Source organism: Amycolatopsis sp. N2S4-7, assembly GCF_058119595.1.
Genome location: NZ_CP172299.1, coordinates 3,342,850 through 3,359,695 on the forward strand (window position 1 = coordinate 3,342,850; position 16,846 = coordinate 3,359,695).

14 protein-coding genes are annotated in these 16,846 nt (G+C 71.3%); 6 read left to right on the forward strand and 8 right to left on the reverse strand.

Annotation, left to right across the window (positions count from 1 at the left end; genetic code table 11):
• Positions 1 to 7: 7 nt before the first annotated feature.
• The 4 genes from ACH54P_RS15520 to ACH54P_RS15535 all read right to left on the reverse strand — a co-directional run bounded on the left by ACH54P_RS15520 (position 8) and on the right by ACH54P_RS15535 (position 6,035).
• The gene (locus ACH54P_RS15520) at positions 8 to 1,471 is read right to left on the reverse strand and encodes a sugar ABC transporter permease (RefSeq protein WP_489913252.1); all 1,464 of its coding nucleotides are present in this window, start codon (positions 1,469 to 1,471) and stop codon (positions 8 to 10) included.
• 20 nt (positions 1,472 to 1,491) lie between these two features.
• A complete protein-coding gene (locus tag ACH54P_RS15525; protein ID WP_489913254.1) occupies positions 1,492 to 2,265 on the reverse strand; it encodes an ATP-binding cassette domain-containing protein in 774 nt (257 codons plus the stop codon).
• 90 nt (positions 2,266 to 2,355) lie between these two features.
• Complete coding sequence (locus ACH54P_RS15530) at positions 2,356 to 3,495, reverse strand: sugar ABC transporter substrate-binding protein (RefSeq protein WP_489913256.1); 1,140 nt, start codon at positions 3,493 to 3,495, stop codon at positions 2,356 to 2,358.
• A gap of 803 nt (positions 3,496 to 4,298) precedes the next feature.
• Positions 4,299 to 6,035, reverse strand: a complete 1,737-nt coding sequence (locus tag ACH54P_RS15535; RefSeq protein WP_489913258.1) for a DEAD/DEAH box helicase — start codon at positions 6,033 to 6,035, stop codon at positions 4,299 to 4,301.
• Between the two features lie 224 nt (positions 6,036 to 6,259).
• On the opposite strand from ACH54P_RS15535, the gene ACH54P_RS15540 reads away from it, so the two are divergent.
• Both ACH54P_RS15540 and ACH54P_RS15545 read left to right on the forward strand, forming a co-directional pair.
• Complete coding sequence (locus tag ACH54P_RS15540; protein WP_489913260.1) at positions 6,260 to 7,408, forward strand: YihY/virulence factor BrkB family protein; 1,149 nt, start codon at positions 6,260 to 6,262, stop codon at positions 7,406 to 7,408.
• Between the two features lie 88 nt (positions 7,409 to 7,496).
• Entirely contained in the window at positions 7,497 to 10,643 is a 3,147-nt protein-coding gene (locus ACH54P_RS15545; protein ID WP_489913262.1) for an efflux RND transporter permease subunit, read from the forward strand.
• Between the two features lie 50 nt (positions 10,644 to 10,693).
• Here the strand turns inward: ACH54P_RS15545 and ACH54P_RS15550 are convergent, their stop codons facing one another.
• The gene (locus tag ACH54P_RS15550) at positions 10,694 to 11,530 is read right to left on the reverse strand and encodes a hypothetical protein (protein WP_489913264.1); all 837 of its coding nucleotides are present in this window, start codon (positions 11,528 to 11,530) and stop codon (positions 10,694 to 10,696) included.
• Between the two features lie 163 nt (positions 11,531 to 11,693).
• Positions 11,694 to 11,936 carry a DUF3039 domain-containing protein gene (locus ACH54P_RS15555; protein WP_167379801.1) on the reverse strand — a complete coding sequence of 81 codons (243 nt, stop codon included), beginning with the start codon at positions 11,934 to 11,936 and terminating at the stop codon, positions 11,694 to 11,696.
• Positions 11,937 to 12,003: 67 nt separating this feature from the next.
• Here ACH54P_RS15555 and ACH54P_RS15560 point away from each other — a divergent pair, with 67 nt between their 5' ends.
• Genes ACH54P_RS15560 through ACH54P_RS15575 form a run of 4 tightly spaced genes read left to right on the forward strand, consistent with a single transcriptional unit; the run spans position 12,004 to position 15,199 of the window.
• Entirely contained in the window at positions 12,004 to 12,792 is a 789-nt protein-coding gene (locus ACH54P_RS15560) for a sporulation protein (RefSeq protein ID WP_489913266.1), read from the forward strand.
• Positions 12,793 to 12,794: 2 nt separating this feature from the next.
• Positions 12,795 to 13,415, forward strand: coding sequence for an HD domain-containing protein (locus tag ACH54P_RS15565; RefSeq protein WP_489913268.1), 621 nt, complete (start codon positions 12,795 to 12,797; stop codon positions 13,413 to 13,415).
• Between the two features lie 9 nt (positions 13,416 to 13,424).
• The gene (locus tag ACH54P_RS15570; RefSeq protein WP_489913270.1) at positions 13,425 to 14,330 is read left to right on the forward strand and encodes a pseudouridine-5'-phosphate glycosidase; all 906 of its coding nucleotides are present in this window, start codon (positions 13,425 to 13,427) and stop codon (positions 14,328 to 14,330) included.
• Positions 14,327 to 15,199 carry a carbohydrate kinase family protein gene (locus ACH54P_RS15575; protein ID WP_489913272.1) on the forward strand — a complete coding sequence of 291 codons (873 nt, stop codon included), beginning with the start codon at positions 14,327 to 14,329 and terminating at the stop codon, positions 15,197 to 15,199. Before ACH54P_RS15570 ends, ACH54P_RS15575 begins: the two co-directional genes overlap by 4 nt.
• A 3-nt stretch (positions 15,200 to 15,202) precedes the next feature.
• On the opposite strand, the gene ACH54P_RS15580 is transcribed toward ACH54P_RS15575, so the two are convergent.
• Together ACH54P_RS15580 and ACH54P_RS15585 are read right to left on the reverse strand one after the other, a co-directional pair.
• Complete coding sequence (locus tag ACH54P_RS15580) at positions 15,203 to 15,517, reverse strand: DUF3099 domain-containing protein (RefSeq protein WP_489913274.1); 315 nt, start codon at positions 15,515 to 15,517, stop codon at positions 15,203 to 15,205.
• A gap of 38 nt (positions 15,518 to 15,555) precedes the next feature.
• Positions 15,556 to 16,821, reverse strand: coding sequence for an amidohydrolase (locus tag ACH54P_RS15585; RefSeq protein ID WP_489913276.1), 1,266 nt, complete (start codon positions 16,819 to 16,821; stop codon positions 15,556 to 15,558).
• Between the last annotated feature and the right edge of the window lie 25 nt (positions 16,822 to 16,846).

Here is a 16,846-nt window from a genome sequence, read left to right on the forward strand (position 1 = left end):
TGCTGGTTCAGCGCGTCGACGCAGCCGCGCGGCGCCGCGACAGCGCGTCGACCGTGGCGGCGAGCAGGAGGACCAGGCCGGTGATGATGTTGACCACCGCGGCCGGCTGCTTGAGCAGGCCCAGGCCGTTGATGACCACGGCGATCACCAGGCCGCCGACCACCGCGTCGGACACCCGGCCCTTGCCGCCGAACAGCGACGTGCCGCCGATGACGGCCGAGCCGACCGCGAACAGCAGGGTGTTCAGGCCACCGGACTGCGGGCTGACCGAACCGACCTTCGACGCGGCGACGATGCCGCCGATGGCCGCGATCGCCGAGCCGATGACGAACACGCTCGCGCGGATCTTCGGCACGTCGATACCGGCACGGCGGGCGGCTTCCTTGTTGCCGCCGACCGCGTAGACGTACCGGCCGTACCGGGTCCGGTTGAGCACGTAGGTGCCGGCCACGAGCAGCACCAGCATGATCGGGATGACGTACGGGACGCCCTGGATCGTGACGACCGCCTTGTTCGTCGAGCGGTTGATCGTCAGCAGCCAGGTACCCACCGCCGACAGCACGACGAGCGCCGCGACCTTGATCAGCACCAGCGTCGTCGGCTGGACGACCAGACCGCGCTGGAGCCGCTTGAAGTGGCTGAGCAGCGTGATCACGGCGAACCCGCCCGCGGCGATGAGGAAGAAGATCCAGCTGCCGAGGATGTTCAGGTTGCCGTTGGCGATCTTGTACAGCACGTCGGAGTTGGTGATGCCGATCGTGCCGCCCTCACCGATGAACTGCAGCAGGACACCCTGCCAGACGATGAACAGCGCCAGCGTCACGACGAAGGACGGCATGCCGATCTTCGACACGAGGAAGCCGGTGATGCAGCCGATCGCGGTACCGACGCAGATGGCCAGCAGGATCTCGAGCCAGGCGTTGGCGGGGACGCCGATCGCGACGATCAGCAGGCCGATCAGCGACAGCGCGGCACCCGCCCAGATCCGCTGGTAGGCCGACAGCAGCATCGCCACGGCGAGGACCGCGATGAACGTGATGAACACGCCGGAGCCCATGGAGCCCAGCAGGTTCCCGGCGTGCACGTAGTGCAGGGCCATCACCGACGCCGCGACGCCGGACGCCACGCCCGCGGCGAGGTCGATCTCGCCGAGCAGCAGCACGAAGACGATGCCCATCGCGATGATGATCACGCCCGCGCCCTGCGGGAACACGTTGGCGATGTTGGCCAGCGTGAAGAAGTTGTCCGACAGCGCGCTGAACAGGATCACGAGCACGAGCAGGCCGAACAGCGACGGCAGCGCGCCGAGCTCGCCGGCCCGCAGGCGCGCGAAGTAGTCGCGGACGGCTTCGCCGGTTGACATCGATGTCGTGTCGATGCCGAAGTCGGTGATCGCCGCGGTGGGGTTCTGGGTCTGCGCGAGCGCTTCGGCGGGGGTGCCGACCTCGTGCTTGGCAGGGGTCTCAGTCATTTCCGGTTCTTTCTTCCCGCTCACAGGACCACGGCTTCGGGCCGGGCCAGGCCGAGGTCACCGGAGCGACCGGCGGTGATCAGTTCCACGACCTGGCCGTGGGTGACGTCCTTCGTGTGCACTTCGGCGACCAGCCGGCCGAGGTAGAGCACGGCGATGCGGTCGGCGACCTCGAACACGTCGGCCATGTTGTGGCTGATCAGCACGACCCCGAGGCCCTGCTCCGCCAGCCGGCGGACCAGGTCGAGCACCTGCCGGGTCTGCGCGACACCGAGCGCGGCGGTCGGCTCGTCCAGCACGACGACCTTGCTGTTCCACAGCACCGACTTCGCGATGGCGACGGTCTGGCGCTGACCACCGGACAGCGAGGAGACCGGGGTGCGGACGGACTTCACCGTCCGGACCGAGAGGGAGGCCAGCGTTTCGCGAGCGGCCTTCTCCATGCTGGCCTCGTCCAGCTTCCACGAGTTGCCGCGCTCGCGGCCGAGGAACATGTTCTGGACGATGTCGAGGTTGTCGGCGAGCGCGAGGTCCTGGTAGACGACCTCGATGCCGAGGTCCGCGGCGTCGCGCGGGCCGCGGATGTGCGTGTCCTCGCCGTTGAACCGCACGGCCCCCGAGTCGTACGGGTGGATGCCGGCGATGCACTTGACGAGGGTCGACTTGCCGGCGCCGTTGTCGCCGACCAGGGCGGTGACTTCGCCCGCACGCACGTCGAAGTCCACGTCGTGGAGGACGTGGACGGGGCCGAAGCTCTTGTTCAGGCCCTTGATCTCGAGAATGGGCTCACTCATGGCTGGCTTTTCTCCTGGGTGGGGACCGGGCCGGGACGCGCCGTCGGGGTGCGCGTCCCGGCCCGGCTGTTCATGGGTACTGCAGGCGGATCAGGAGATGCCGAGCGAGCTGCACTTGGCGGCGAGGTCGCCACCGCAGATCTCGGTCGCCTTCACGTAACCCTGGGTCACGACGGTCTTGACGTCCTTCTCCAGGATCGTCGTCGGGTTGAGCAGCACGGACTTGATGTCCCGGTTGTTCTTCGGGTCGTGCAGCTTGCCCGTCGCGATGGCGTCGGCGCCCGCGGTGTCACCCTTGGCGAGGGCGGCGGCCAGCTTGGCGGTGGCCTCGGCCTCTTCCTTGATCGGCTTGAAGACGGTCATGTACTGCTCGCCGCGCATGACGGCCATCAGGCCGTCGGCGGTGGCGTCCTGGCCGGTGACCGGGATCTTGCCGTTGAGGCCGTTCTTCTTGAGGATCGTGATGACCGCGCCGGCCAGGCCGTCGTTCGCCGCGACGACGCCGTCGACCTTGCCGCCGTTGGCGGTGAAGATCTGCTCGAACGTCGTGCCGCCGACCTGGTTGTCCCAGTCGTTGATCGGCTGCTTCTGGATCCGCTTCAGCGTGCCCGCCGAGAACAGCGGGTCGAGGACGGAGTCCTGGCCCTTGGTGAACAGCGTGGCGTTGTTGTCGGTCGGGGCGCCCTCGATCTGGACGACACCCGCGCCCGGCTTGCTCTTCAGCGCGTCCGCCATGGCCTGGCCCTGGAGCTGGCCGACCTTCTCGTTGTCGAACGAGACGTAGTAGTCGGCGCTGCCGCCGAGGCTCGGCCGGTCGTAGTCGATGACCGGGATGCCGGCGGTCTTGGCCTTGGCCTCGACGGCGGCACCGACGGCCGGGTCGCCGGGGGCGATGACCAGGACCTTGACGCCCGAGCTGATGAAGCCGTCGGCCAGGGTGGAGAACTTCTGGTTGTCACCCTGGGCGTTCTGGACGTCGACCTCGAAGCCCTGGGCCGTCAGCGCGGCCTGCAGCATCGGCTTGTCGAAGGCTTCCCAGCGCGCCGAGGTGGCGGTCTCCGGAAGGATCACGCCGACCTTGCCGTTGGCGCCGCCGCCGGCGGCCGGGGCGGACGAGGAAGCGGAGCTGCTCCCCGTGCCCCCGCTGTCTGAACTGTTGGCACCGCAAGCGGTCAGCACCAGGCCGGTGCTCACCGTCGCGGCGAGGAGGGTAAGGGTTCTGCTGCGCATCCTCGTTCCTTCCGGATCCAAGCATTGGTGACGAGTGGCCCTCGACGGCGTGTCTCGGGCCTTGCGAGGCGGTGATCCGGAGAGGCCCGGCGCACCGACGCGCATATGTTGTGGGCGACAACATATGCCGCTGAGCGGCTGCGGGGAAGATAGCTGGATCGATTAAATGACACCAATTGGACACGGTTCGGCAACACGGGCTGAACCTCGCCCGGAAAGAGTAGATCCGCTGACGATGTGATCGCCAGCACTCACCCTCTGTTACATCCAGGTTTCTTGACGGTGTGAAGGTACTCCCCCGGTGGGCACCGAGCGCAACTCGTGGTGAACCCACGCGCCGGACCCGCGATTGGTCGCCGACTTGCGAACTTCGGGCACGATGGTGCCCGAAGCGCCATGGCCAGGGGGCCGCTCGGGCAGGTCGGAGGTGACGGGGGAGGCACGGAGGGTTACCGCCTCGCTTGAGGAGGCTGGGAACGGACGGTGACGGGCGAGTTCAGCCGCCCGGGCGATCCGGCGAGGGCTCGCGGAGCCGGCGGGGGCGGGTTCGGGGAGAATGCGCGCCGGAGGTTCGCGGGGGGGTGTCCCGGCGTGGTGCGGGTGGGTCTTGGGCTGGGTGTGCGACTGGGCCCGTGAACCTCACCGCTAGCGCGGCGCACGGCCCGGCGCCCGTCGGGTATGGCCCGCGACCTCGGCGCCCCTGCGGCGCCCGCCACCTCGGGCGGGCATGCTCGTCCGCCCGCAAACCTCGCTACCCCCGCAACGCCGGGAACTCCGCCGAGCTCACCCCTCCGTCGGCCCCGCTACCAGGACCGCAGCGTCACGATCCGCTCCTCGAGCTGCTCGACCGTCGCCATCGCGGTCGGGGGTCCGCCGCATACCCGGCGCAGCTCGTTGTGGATCGCTCCGTGGGGCTTCTTCGTGCGGTGGTGGTACATGCCGACCAGCGCGTTCAGCTCTTTCCGCAACGCTCCCAGCCGCTCGCTCACCGACTGGGGCCGGGCCGCCGGGGGTGGGGCCTCCTCCTTGGCGGGCTTGCGGCGCTTCTCGTCCGCGATCTGCTCCTCCTGCCGCTTGCGCAGCAGGGCGCGGACCTGGTCGGGTTCCAGCAGGCCGGGCAGGCCCAGGTACTCCTGCTCCTCGTCGGAGCCGGAGAACACCGCCGTGCCGAAGGAGTTGCCGTCGTAGATGACCTGGTCGAGCTCGGCCGAGGCGCCCAGGGACGTGAACGCCTTCTCCTCCTCGCCCGGCTCGTCCTCGGTGCGGTTGGCCTGGGCGAGGAGCTCGTCCTCCCAGCCTTCCTGCTCGCGGTGCGGCTTGCCGAGCACGTGGTCGCGCTGCGCCTCCAGCTCGCTGGCCAGCTCGAGCAGCACCGGCACCGACGGCAGGAACACGCTCGCCGTCTCACCCTTCTTGCGCGCCCGCACGTACCGGCCGATCGCCTGGGCGAAGAACAGCGGGGTCGACGCGCTCGTGGCGTACACGCCGACGGCCAGCCGCGGGACGTCGACGCCCTCGGAGACCATCCGGACCGCCACTATCCAGCGCTCGTTGGTCTCGGAGAACTCCTTGATCCGGCCCGAGGCCTTCGGGTCGTCCGAGAGCACCAGCGTCGGCATCTCCCCCGAGATGCGCTCGAGGATCTTCGCGTACGCGCGCGCCGTCTCCTGGTCGGTGGCGATGACCAGGCCGCCGGCGTCCGGCACGCTCTGGCGGACCTGCGACAGCCTCGTGTCGGCCGCCTGCAGCACCGCCGGGATCCACTCGCCCGCCGGGTCGAGCGCCGTGCGCCACGCCCGGGCGTTCTGCTCCGCGGTGAGCGGCTCGCCGAGCCGCGCGGTGAACTCCTCGCCCGCGCTGGTGCGCCAGGAGGCCTCGCCCGAATACGCCAGGAAGACGACCGGCCGGACCACGCCGTCGGCCAGCGCGTCCGCGTAGCCGTACGAGTGGTCGGCCTTGCTGCGCTGGAAGCCGCCGGCGTCCGGCTCGTAGGTGACGAACGGGATGGCCGAGTCGTCGGACCGGAACGGCGTCCCGGTCAGCGCCAGGCGCCGGACGGCGGGGGTGAACGCCTCGCGCACCGCGTCGCCCCACGACTTCGCGTCGCCGCCGTGGTGGATCTCGTCGAGGATCACCAGCGTCTTGCGGTTCTCGGTGCGCACCCGGTGCAGCGTCGGGTGGGCCGCGACCTGCGCGTACGTGACCGCGACGCCGTTGTAGTCCGACGAGGTGACGCCGGTGGTGTTGCGGAAGTTCGAGTCGATCTGGATGCCGGCCGCGGCCGCCGAGGCGGCCCACTGGTGCTTGAGGTGCTCGGTCGGGGTGACGATGGTGACCGCCTCGATCGTGCGGTCGGACAGCAGCTCCGCGGCGATCCGCAGGCCGAACACCGTCTTGCCGGCCCCCGGCGTCGCCACCGCGAGGAAGTCCTTCGGCTTCCGCGTCAGGTACTTGGTGAGCGCCCGCCGCTGCCACGCCCGCAGCGGGCGCGCGGTCGAGTCCTTCTCCGCGGGAGGCGCCCCGAGCTGCGTCTCCGTCATGCCGGTCCCCCCTCGCTCAAGTGCTTTGACGTGCGAAAACCCTCACTGTGGTACCGACTTCGGCCGTGCTGGCCGGAATGGCGACTGCGGTGAGGGCACTGGAGCGAGTCTACCGGCCGGGTCCGACAGTTCCGGGCACCGGCACGGGTGATGTCCCCCGACACGCCCGGCCGCAGGGGGTGTGACGAGCCAAATCAGCGCCCATGGACCATGCTGGACACGTCATGGGTGAGGTGCAGCTGTCCGGAGGGACGAAGGTGGCCCGCAAGGGGCCGTGGCGTCTCCTCACGCGCACGCTCGGCAAGGCCTGGGAAGGCAACATCTTCTCCGAGGCCGCCGAGGCGGCCTTCTGGCAGACGCTGTCGCTGCCGCCGCTGCTGCTCGGCCTGCTCGGCAGCCTGGGCTTCGTCGGCGAGTGGTTCGGCCAGGACGTGGTCACCGCGGTGCACGACCGGATCATCGGCTTCTGCAAGACGGTCTTCAGCACGAACGCCGTCCAGGACATCATCGAACCGACCGTGAACAGCATCCTCACCGTCGGCAAGGGCGAGATCGTCTCGATCGGCTTCCTGATCTCGCTGTGGGCCGGTTCGTCGGCGATGTCGTCGTTCGTCGACGCGATCACGGTCGCGCACGACCAGTACGGCGTCCGCAACGACGTCTGGCAGCGGATCTTCGCGCTGCTGCTGTACCTGTGCGGCCTGGTGATCCTCGTGGTCGGGCTGCCGCTGCTGGCGATCGGCCCGGACCTGCTGCCGGAGTTCTTCCCCACCGACTGGCGCCCGACCGTGACGTCGTGGGTAGGCGCGCTGTACTTCCCCGCCCTCGGCGCGATGATCACCCTGGCGCTGACCACGCTGTACAAGCTCGCGCTGCCGCGGAAGCTGCCCTGGCACCGCGGGCTGCCGGGCGCGGTGCTCGCGATGGTCGTGTTCCTGCTGTCCTCGGTCGGCCTGCGCGTCTACCTGAACTGGATCACCAAGACCGGCTACACCTACGGCGCGCTGGCCGCGCCGATCGCGTTCCTGCTGCTGATGTTCTTCATCGGGCTGGCCGTGGTCGGCGGGGCGTACTTCAACAGCGCGATCCAGGAACTGTGGCCGGCGAAGGCCACGCGACGGCAGCGGCGCAAGTGGCGGCGGCTGGAGATGGAACGCGCGGCCGAGCGGCTGAAGTCGGAAGAGGGGCGCAAGCTGTGGGAGCGCTCGACGACGCCGCTGCGGCGCCCGCCCGCCGAAGAGCCCTCCCCCGGCCGCGGCGGCGAAGCGTCCGAAGAGGACGATCAGTCACCCAGCGCGCCGGAACCGGCACCCAGCGCTGTTCAGGGACGCGTGTCCTCCCCAGGGACGACGCGAAATCAACCCCCAGACTGAGTCGGTCCTCAGCAACGCCGTGAAAAGCTGCCCCGGTCACTGACGCCGGCGTCGGTCGCCGCGTCGTTCCCGAGGGGGTACCCCAGTCATGTCCGTGCTGGCCAGATTGAGCCTGCGCAACCGAAGCCTGATCGGCCTGCTCGCGCTGGTGGTCGTCGGCTTCGGCGCTTTCGCGCTGCCGCAGATCAAGCAGCAGCTGTTCCCGTCCCTGCAGTTCCCGCAAGCCCAGATCGTCACGGCGTACGCGGGGGCGTCGCCGGACGCGGTCGACCGGCAGGTCTCCGAGCCGCTCGAAGGCGGCCTGCAGGGCCTGAAGGGGCTCGAGCAGATCACCTCGACGTCGTCGGACGGTGTCTCGCGGATCGTCGCCCGGTTCGAGTTCGGCACGGACATCGACGCCGCCGTCTCGCAGATCCAGCAGGTCGTGAACCAGGTCCGGCCGCGGCTGCCGCAGAACTCCGAGCCCGCCGTGTCCGCGGGCAGCACCGACGACCTGCCGGTCGTGCTGGTCGCCGCCGGCACCAGCGGGGACCCGCAGGCGCTCGCGCCCGCGCTGACCGACCAGGTCGCGCCGGAGCTGCGGAAGATCGACGGCGTCCGCACGGTGACGGTCACCGGGGTCCAGCAGCCGCGCGTCACGGTCGCGCTCGACTACGCGAAGCTGGCCGCCGCGGGCGTCGACCCGGCGTCGGTCGCCACCACGCTGCAGACCGCCGGCGCCTCCGTGCCGGCCGGCACGCTCACCGAGGGCGACAAGACGCTGTCCGTCCAGGTCGGCGGCGGGCAGACCACTGTGGACTCCCTCCGCAACCTCTACCTCACGCCGAGCGCCGCCTCGGCGTCCCGGCCGGGCACCCCGCCGCGCGGGCCGGTGAAGCTGGGCGACGTCGCCGACGTCCAGGCCGGGTTCGCGCCGGCGACGTCGATCACGCGCACCAACGGCAAGCCGAGCCTCGGCCTGTCGATCACCATGGTGGACAACGGGAACGCCGTCGCGATCTCCGACGCCGTCCAGGACAAGCTGCCCGACCTGGGGAAGAAGATCGGCGCCGAGATGAGCGTCGTGTTCGACCAGGGCACGCCGGTGAAGGACGCGATCAGCGGCCTGACCACCGAAGGCCTGCTGGGGCTGGCGTTCGCCGTCCTCGTGATCCTGCTGTTCCTGCTTTCGGTGCGCTCGACGCTGGTGACCGCGGTGTCGATCCCGCTGTCGGTGGTGGTCGCGCTGCTCGCGCTGTGGACCGGCGACCTGTCGCTCAACCTGCTCACGCTCGGCGCGCTGACCATCGCGATCGGCCGGGTGGTCGACGACTCGATCGTCGTGCTGGAGAACATCAAACGCCACCTGACCTACGGGGAGGACAAGCAGCGGGCGGTGCTCGACGGCGTCCGCGAGGTGGCCGGCGCGGTGACGTCGTCCACGCTGACGACCGTCGCGGTGTTCCTGCCGATCGCGTTCGTCGGCGGGTTCGTCGGCGAGCTGTTCTCGCCGTTCGCGGTCACGGTGACGGTGGCGCTGCTGGCTTCGCTGCTCGTCTCGCTGACCGTGGTTCCCGTGCTGGCGTACTGGTTCCTGAAGCCGCCCGCGGTGCCGGCGGACGCCATCGAGGCCGAGCGGGCGCGCGAAGCCGCCGTCGAGAAGGAGCGCCGCGGTCTCCTGCAGCGGGCCTACCTGCCGGTGATCCGGTTCGCGACGCGGCGGCGGCTGACCGTCGTGCTGCTGGCCCTGCTGATCTTCGCCGGCACGGTCGGGCTCGCCACGCGGCTCAACACGAACTTCCTCGACCAGTCCGGCGGCACCACGCTGAACATGACGCAGAAGCTGCCCGCGGGCACCAGCGTCCAGGCGAAGGAGAAGGCGGCCACCGCGGTCGAGCAGGCCCTCGCGGCCGAGCCCGCGGTGCGGACCTACCAGGTCAGCGTCGGCGGGGGTGGCGCGTTCGGCTTCGGCGGCGGCACCTCGACCAGCATCTCCGTCACCGTCGCGAAGGACACCGACCTCGACGCGCTGTCGGACCGGCTCCGCGCGAAGCTGACGTCCCGGCCGGAGCTGGGCGAGATCAAGATCGGCGCGGACGCGTCGGGCTTCAACTCCGACCAGGTCTCGGTCACCGTCACGGCGCCGTCGCAGGACGCGCTGAAGCCCGCGTCGGACCAGGTGCAGCAGGCGCTGCGCGGGGTGTCCGGGCTCACCGAGGTGACCAGCGACCTCGCCGTCGGCTCGCCGCGGGTGCAGGTCGAGGTCGACGACGCCGCGGCCGCCGCGCGCGGGCTGTCGGCGAGCACCATCGGGCAGATCGCCAACCAGGCGATCGCCGGCCGCACGGTGACGCAGCTGCCGGTCGGCGGGCAGCGCACGGACATCGTCCTGCGCGCCGGTACCGCCCCGGTGACGGTCGACCAGGTGCGGGCCCTGCCCATCCCGGGCCCGGGCGGCGTCGTCCGGCTCGACGAGGTGGCACGGGTGTCCACTGTGGACGGGCCGGCTTCGGTGCACCGCGACGGGGGCGACCTCAGCACCACCGTCACGGCGAAGAACACCGGGGACAACCTGAGCAAGACCACCGCGGACATCAAGGCCAAGCTGGACGGCCTGACCTTCACCGGCGGTGCGTCGTACTCGCTCGGCGGCGTGAGCCAGGACCAGCAGGAGGCCTTCTCCAACCTGTTCCTGGCGCTGCTGGCGGCCATCGCGATCGTGTTCCTGATCATGGTGGCGACGTTCCGCAGCCTCATCCAGCCGCTGATCCTGCTCGTGTCGATCCCGTTCGCGGCGACCGGCGCGATCGGGCTGCTGCTGGCCACCGGCACCGCGCTCGGCCTGCCGGCCCTGATCGGCATGCTGATGCTGGTCGGCATCGTCGTGACCAACGCGATCGTGCTGATCGACCTGATCAACCAGTACCGCGCGGAGGGGATGAGCGTCGCCGACGCCGTCACCGAGGGCGGCCGGCGCCGGCTGCGGCCGATCCTGATGACCGCGGCGGCGACGATCTTCGCGCTCGTCCCGATGGCGCTGGGCATCACCGGGCAGGGCGGCTTCATCGGCCAGCCCCTCGCCATCGTGGTGATCGGCGGCCTGGTCAGCTCGACGCTGCTGACGCTGGTGCTGGTCCCGACCCTCTACACCATGGTCGAGACCCGCAAGGAACGCCGGAAGGCCCGCCGCGAGGCGCGCCGGACCCCGGCGAAGGCCCCGGAGTCGGAGTCCCTGGACCCCGCCCCGACCGCCTGACCGCAGGACGAAGGCCCGGCACCCCCTCGGGAAGTGCCGGCCTTCGGCGTTCACCGCCGGAAGCGGTAGGTCATGGAGTCGAAGAGGATGCAGATGCCCGGGGACATCACGATCACGCGCAGGGTGCCGTCGCGTTCGTCGAAGTCGAGGCCTTCCACCTCGAAGTTCCCGCCGCAGCCGCTGCGGAGCGGGAGCTGGCCCAGCGAGGTGACGTGGCCGGTGACGTCGGCGCCGTTCAGCGCCCCGGCCAGGTCGACCTGCAGCAGCGGCTTCGTCGTGCCGAAGAGGGAGCCGTCCGGGTTGTCGGACGCGCAGAGCAGGCGGGTCGCGGTCTGGAAGTCGCAGCCCTGGACGTCGCGGACCGGGTGGTCGAGCCGGATCGCGGACGCGTAGGGCAGGTTCTGCGCGGGGTCCTTGGCCACCGCACCCGGCATCGGGTGCACCAGGAGCCGGTCCATGGTGCCCCACTCCCCCGCCACCAGCCAGCGCGCGTCGGGCGAGACCGCGGCGAAGGAGTTGTTGTTCGCCTCCCACGACTCGAGGGCGTGCTGGTAGTTCGCCCACGAGCCGTCCGGGGCCTGGACGCGGAAGAGCTTCGCGCCGCGGTCGTCACGCTGGTAGGGCTCGACGTACCAGCCCTGGGCCGACCCCGGGTCGCCGACGTGGTTCCAGCCCCGCGAGTTCAGGTCCGCCGGGATGGTGCCGATCCCGGTGTAGCGGATGGTGGTGCCCGACGGCCGCACGATCGTCGCGAGGCCCTGGCTTTCGTCGAGGGCGCGGGCCTGGTCGCGGCCGACCTCCGACCAGCCGGTGACGGCCTGGGCGAGCGCGGGTGAGAACGCGGTGAGCAGGGCGGCGACGGCGAGCACGATCCCGGTTCTGCGCATGTGCGACTCCGGTGGGTGAGGGAACCTGGCCCGCTGGATTTACCAGGACTCCAGCACCCGCCGCACCCGCCGAATGAAGGTTTTTCACGTTTGTTCGGCGATCTGTCCGCTTCCGGACAGCAGAGAGCCCCGGCGGGCTCACCCGCCGGGGATCAGGCCGGGGTCACTCCCCCGGGCGCAGCCCGTCGAAGATCTCCTTGCAGGCCGGGCAGACCGGCGACCCGGGCTTCGGCGACTTCGTCACCGGGAAGACCTCGCCGCAGAGCGCCACCACGTGATTGCCCATGACCGCGCTCTCGGCGATCTTGTTCTTCTTCACGTAGTGGAACATCTTCGGGGTGTCGTCGTCGGTGGTGTCCGTGCCCTCGGGCGTGGTTTCCGGCTTCGTCAGCGTCTCGGTGCTCACGTGACCATTGTGCCCGAGTCGCGCCGAACCTCCTCCGACAGGCCCTCGACCTGGCAGGATCGCCGTCATGTTCCAGAAAGTGCTCGCGACGTTCGGCTCGGGCGGCGCGAAGATCGACGCCCGGCTGCTGGACCGGACCGCTTCCCCCGGCCGCCCGCTGCACGGCGAGGTGCTGCTGCTCGGCGGCGAGGTCGACCAGGAGATCAAGGGTCTCGCCGTGACGCTGCTGGCCCGCGTCCAGGTGCCCGGCGAGGACAAGACCGAAGACCTCCCCTTCGGCTCGCAGCAGCTCGTCGGGCGCGAAACCATCCGCGCCGGCCAGCAGGTCCGGCTGCCGTTCGAGCTCCCGCTGCCCTGGGAGACGCCGGTCACCAGCGTCTACGCCAAGCCGCTGACCGGCACGGCGGTCGGGGTGCGGGCCGAGCTCGACCTGGCCGCGGCGGTGGCCGACCCGTTCGACGCCGACGCCGTCGCGATCGAGCCGATCCCGGCGCAGAAGCGGGTCCTCGACGCGCTCAGCCGGATCGGCTTCACCTTCCGCGAAGCGATCCTCGAGCAGGGCCGCATCAACGGTGCCGCGCAGCAGCTGCCGTTCTTCCAGGAGATCCGCTTCGCGCCTTCGCCGCGCTTCGCGAGCATCTTCTCCCAGGTCGCGGTCACCTTCCTGGCGTCTTCGGAGCGCACCGACGTCGTCCTGGAGGTCACGAAGCGGGTGCGGGTGAGCAAGACCGGCGGCTTCGGCGGGCGCGGCCAGGACTTCCTCGGGATGTTCACGATGAAGCCGGACGTGAACTGGGAGAAGCAGCTCGAGGACTGGCTCGGCCAGCTCGCGCGGCCCCGCGGGATCTTCGACTAGCCGTGGAGTGGGCCGAGGCGATCACGGCGCTGGGCGGCACCTCGACCGACGCCTGGCCGCGGCTCGAAGCGCGCTACGGCGAACCCCATCGCCGCTACCACACGCTGGACCACGCTGCCGCCGTCGTGCGTGACTCCGCGTGGCTGGCGGCGGAGCTCGGGGAGACCGACCGCGCGCTGATCGCTGTCGCGGCCTGGGCGCACGACGTCGTGTACGACGCGAAGCCCGGCGAAGACGAACGGGCCAGCGCCGCGTGGGCTCGCGAAGCGTTGAGCGGCATCGCCGAAGCCCATGTCGAGCGCGTCGAGAACCTGATCCTCGCCACGACCCAGCACGACGCCCCGGCGGACGACCTCCTCGCGACCGCGCTGCTCGACGCCGATCTCGCCGTCCTCGGCGCTCCTCCCGACGTGTACGCGACGTACGCCCGCGGCGTGCGCGAGGAGTACGCGAAGTACCCCGACGACGTCTGGCGCGAGGGCCGCATCGCCGTCCTCGAAGGCATGCTGTCACGCTCGCTCTACCGCAGCGAAGCCGCGCGAACACGCTGGGCGAGCAGCGCGACGGCGAACCTCACGGCCGAGCTGACCCACTGGCGCCGCGACGGAACCGATCACCGATGATGGCTCCTCGTGACTACCGCACTCTCGCTGCACGAAGAGGTCGCCTCGGCGCTGCGTGACGGGCACCCCGTCGTCGCGCTGGAGAGCACCATCCTGTCCCACGGCCTGCCGCCGGGCCGCAACCTCGACGTCGCCCGCCGCCTCGAAGGCGTGGTCCGCGACGGCGGCGCCGTCCCGGCCACGATCGCGGTGCTCGACGGGCGCGTCGTCGTCGGCCTCTCCCCCGCCGAGCTCGAGCGCGTCTGCGCGCCGGACGCCGGGCTGGACAAGCTCTCGCTGCGCGACCTCGGCCCGGCCGTCGGCCTCGGCCGGTCGGGCGCGACGACCGTGGCGAGCACGGCGGCGCTGGCCGCCGCGGCCGGGATCGGGATGTTCGCCACCGGCGGGCTCGGCGGGGTGCACGTCGGCGCCGCGCAGAGCTGGGACGTCTCGGCCGACCTCGGCGTGCTGGCGAAGGTGCCGACCGTGGTGGTCTGCTCGGGCGTGAAGTCGGTGCTGGACATCCCCGCCACCCTCGAGGTGCTGGAGACGCGGTCGGTGCCGGTGCTCGGCTACCGCACCGACGACTTCCCGGCGTTCTACCTGCGCTCGTCGGGCCACCGGGTCGGCTGGCGGGTCGACGACCCGGAGCAGGCCGCCGCCGTGGTCGCCGCGCACCGCGCCTACGCGGATTCCGGTGTCCTGCTGGCGAACCCGATCCCCGAAGCGTCCGAAATGGACAAAGAGCTGCACGACCGGCTGCTCGCCGAGGGCCTCGCGCTCGTCGCCGAGCGGGGCGTGCACGGCGCCGACGTCACGCCGGTGCTGCTGGAGCACTTCCACACCGCGAGCGGCGGGGTCAGCATCGACGCGAACGAAGCGCTGGTGCTGAACAACGCCAAGCTGGCCACCGAAGTCGCGGTGGCGCTGGCATGACCCGGATCGTGGTGGTCGGCGACGCGGCCCTCGACGTGATCGCCCGGCACGACAAGCCGCTGCCGCACGGGGGTGACGCCCGGGCGGAGATCCGGTTCACCGGCGGCGGCTCGGGCGCGAACACGGCGCTGTGGCTGCGTTCCCTCGACGCGGACACGACGCTGCTCGCCCGGATCGGCGACGACCCGGGCGGCCGGCTGATCCGCGCGGAGCTGGAGGCGGCGGGCGTGCGGTGCGCGTTCGCCGTCGACCCCGAGGCGCCCACGTGCTGCGTCGTGGTGATGGTGGACGGCTCGGGGCAGCGGAGCATGCTCGCCGACCGCGGCGCGAACCAGCGCTTCTCGCCCGAGGACGTCGACCCCGCCGTGCTGGCCGGCGCGAGCCACCTGCACCTGTCGGGGTACGTGCTGCTCGACCCGCCTTCGCGCGCCGCCGGGCTGGCCGCGCTGGCCGCCGCGAGGGAGGCCGGGCTGACGACGTCGGTCGACCCGCAGGCCGCCGCCCACATCACCGACCCGGCCGCGTTCCTCGACGACGTCCGCGGCGTGGACCTGCTGATGCCGAACACCGAAGAGCTGGTCGCGCTGACCGGGTCGGCGGACCCGGCGTCGGCGAAGGAGCTGCTCGGCGCGGTCGGCGCGGTGGTCGTGACCGCCGGGCTGGCCGGCGCCAGCTGGGTCGATCAGGGCGGCGTGACGAGCGTGCCCGCGGTGGCGGCCGAGTGCATCGACTCCACCGGCGCGGGTGACGCCTTCGACGCGGGTGTGCTCACCGGCTGGCTGGCCGGGGAGTCCACAGTGGACGTCCTGCGGCACGGGACGCGGCTGGGCGCGCTGGCCGTCGGGAAGGTGGGCCCGCAGCCGGCGTGAGCCTCAGCCGTCGATGACGCGGTGGCTGGTGCTTTCGATCGCCTTCGCCTCGTGCTGGTAGGTGCTGACCTTCTCGGACTTGCGGGGCGGGCGGTCGTTGGCGATCAGCACCGCCACCCACGGCAGGGGCACCGAGATGGCGAGGAACGTCAGCGCCAGCCACCACACGTGGTAGGTCAGCCCGGCCGCGATCAGGCACGGGATGCGGCAGGCCATCATGATGACGTACTTGCGCTTGCGTGCCGCGAACTGCTCTTCGTACGACGGGGCCGCCCCGGTGATCAGCACCGGGTCCGAGTCGTTGGCGGGCATGGTCACTGCACCACCTCCGCCGTCCATCGTCCCACTCACGCGCTTCATCCGACACCGGGGTGACGCAACTTGCCCAACGCGGCGACGACGAGGGTCTCGATGCCGGTGCGCAGGGTCGGGTGCAGCACCGGGGCGAACCGCGGCGAGTGGTTGGACGGGACGTCGCGCTCGAACCGGCCCTCGGTCATCGCCGTGATGACCGTCTCCGGGTCGAAGCCGCCGACCAGCCAGAACACCGACGGCGCGCCGGCCGCGCGGCCGAACTCGCTGAAGTCCTCGCTGCCGGTGACCAGCGGCGCGGGCAGGGTCACGTCCGCGCCGAAGTGGCCGCGGAAGAGCTCGGTGAGCGCGTCGTTGGCGGCTTCGTCGTTTTCGGTGACCGGGTAGGAGCTGCCCCGCTCGATCTCGGGGGGCTTCGGCGCCCCGGCGGTGGCGGCCTCGCCGTGCACGATCCGCTCGACCGCGGCCAGCACCCGCTCCCGGACGGCCTGGTCGAACGACCGGATGTTGACCTCCATGACGGCGTCGTCGGCGATGACGTTGCTCGCGGTGCCGACGTGCAGCGAACCGACGGTGACGACGGCCGAGTCGGTCGCCGCGATCTCGCGCGAGACGATCGTCTGCAGCTTGAGCACCACGGACGCGGCCAGCACGGCCGGGTCGACGGTGGTCTCCGGGCGCGAGCCGTGGCCGCCGCGGCCGTGCAGGGTGACGCGCAGCGTGTCGGTCGCGGCCATGATCACGCCGGGCCGGGTGAGCACCCAGCCGGCCGGGCCGGGCACCAGGTGCTGGCCGAACACGACGTCCGGCTTCCCGGCGACGTCGAAGAGGCCGTCGCGGACCATCCGGGCGGCGCCGCCCGCGCCCTCCTCCCCCGGCTGGAAGACCACCTGCAGCGTGCCGGACCACGTGTCGCGGCCCTTCGCGAGCAGCGCGGCGGCGCCGGAGAGCCAGGTGGCGTGCATGTCGTGGCCGCACGCGTGCATGACCGGGACGTCCTTGCCGTGCTCGTCGGTGCCGCGGGCGGTGCTCGCGTACGACAGCCCGGTCTTCTCCTCGACCGGCAGCGCGTCGATGTCGGCGCGCAGCAGCACCGTCGGGCCCTCGCCGTTGCGCAGCACGCCCAGCACCCCGGTGCCGGCGATGCCGGTGTGCACCTCGTAGCCGTCGCGCTCCAGCCGCCGGGCCAGCTCGGCCGCCGTCCGGGTCTCGGCGAAGGACAGCTCGGGGTGCCGGTGGAGGTCGATGTACAGCGCTTCGAGCTCGGGCAGCGCCGCGTCGAGCGGGGCGAGGACGCGTTCAAGGGTCACGGGGGCCATCGTGGCAGCATTACCC

Bases quoted from the DNA above. Each gene is read 5' to 3' on its own strand.
- ACH54P_RS15520 (WP_489913252.1), bottom strand. From the start codon at position 1,471: ATGACTGAGACCCCTGCCAAGCACGAGGTCGGCACCCCCGCCGAAGCG.
- ACH54P_RS15525 (WP_489913254.1), bottom strand. From the start codon at position 2,265: ATGAGTGAGCCCATTCTCGAGATCAAGGGCCTGAACAAGAGCTTCGGC.
- ACH54P_RS15530 (WP_489913256.1), bottom strand. From the start codon at position 3,495: ATGCGCAGCAGAACCCTTACCCTCCTCGCCGCGACGGTGAGCACCGGC.
- ACH54P_RS15535 (WP_489913258.1), bottom strand. From the start codon at position 6,035: ATGACGGAGACGCAGCTCGGGGCGCCTCCCGCGGAGAAGGACTCGACC.
- ACH54P_RS15540 (WP_489913260.1), top strand. From the start codon at position 6,260: ATGGGTGAGGTGCAGCTGTCCGGAGGGACGAAGGTGGCCCGCAAGGGG.
- ACH54P_RS15545 (WP_489913262.1), top strand. From the start codon at position 7,497: ATGTCCGTGCTGGCCAGATTGAGCCTGCGCAACCGAAGCCTGATCGGC.
- ACH54P_RS15550 (WP_489913264.1), bottom strand. From the start codon at position 11,530: ATGCGCAGAACCGGGATCGTGCTCGCCGTCGCCGCCCTGCTCACCGCG.
- ACH54P_RS15560 (WP_489913266.1), top strand. From the start codon at position 12,004: ATGTTCCAGAAAGTGCTCGCGACGTTCGGCTCGGGCGGCGCGAAGATC.
- ACH54P_RS15575 (WP_489913272.1), top strand. From the start codon at position 14,327: ATGACCCGGATCGTGGTGGTCGGCGACGCGGCCCTCGACGTGATCGCC.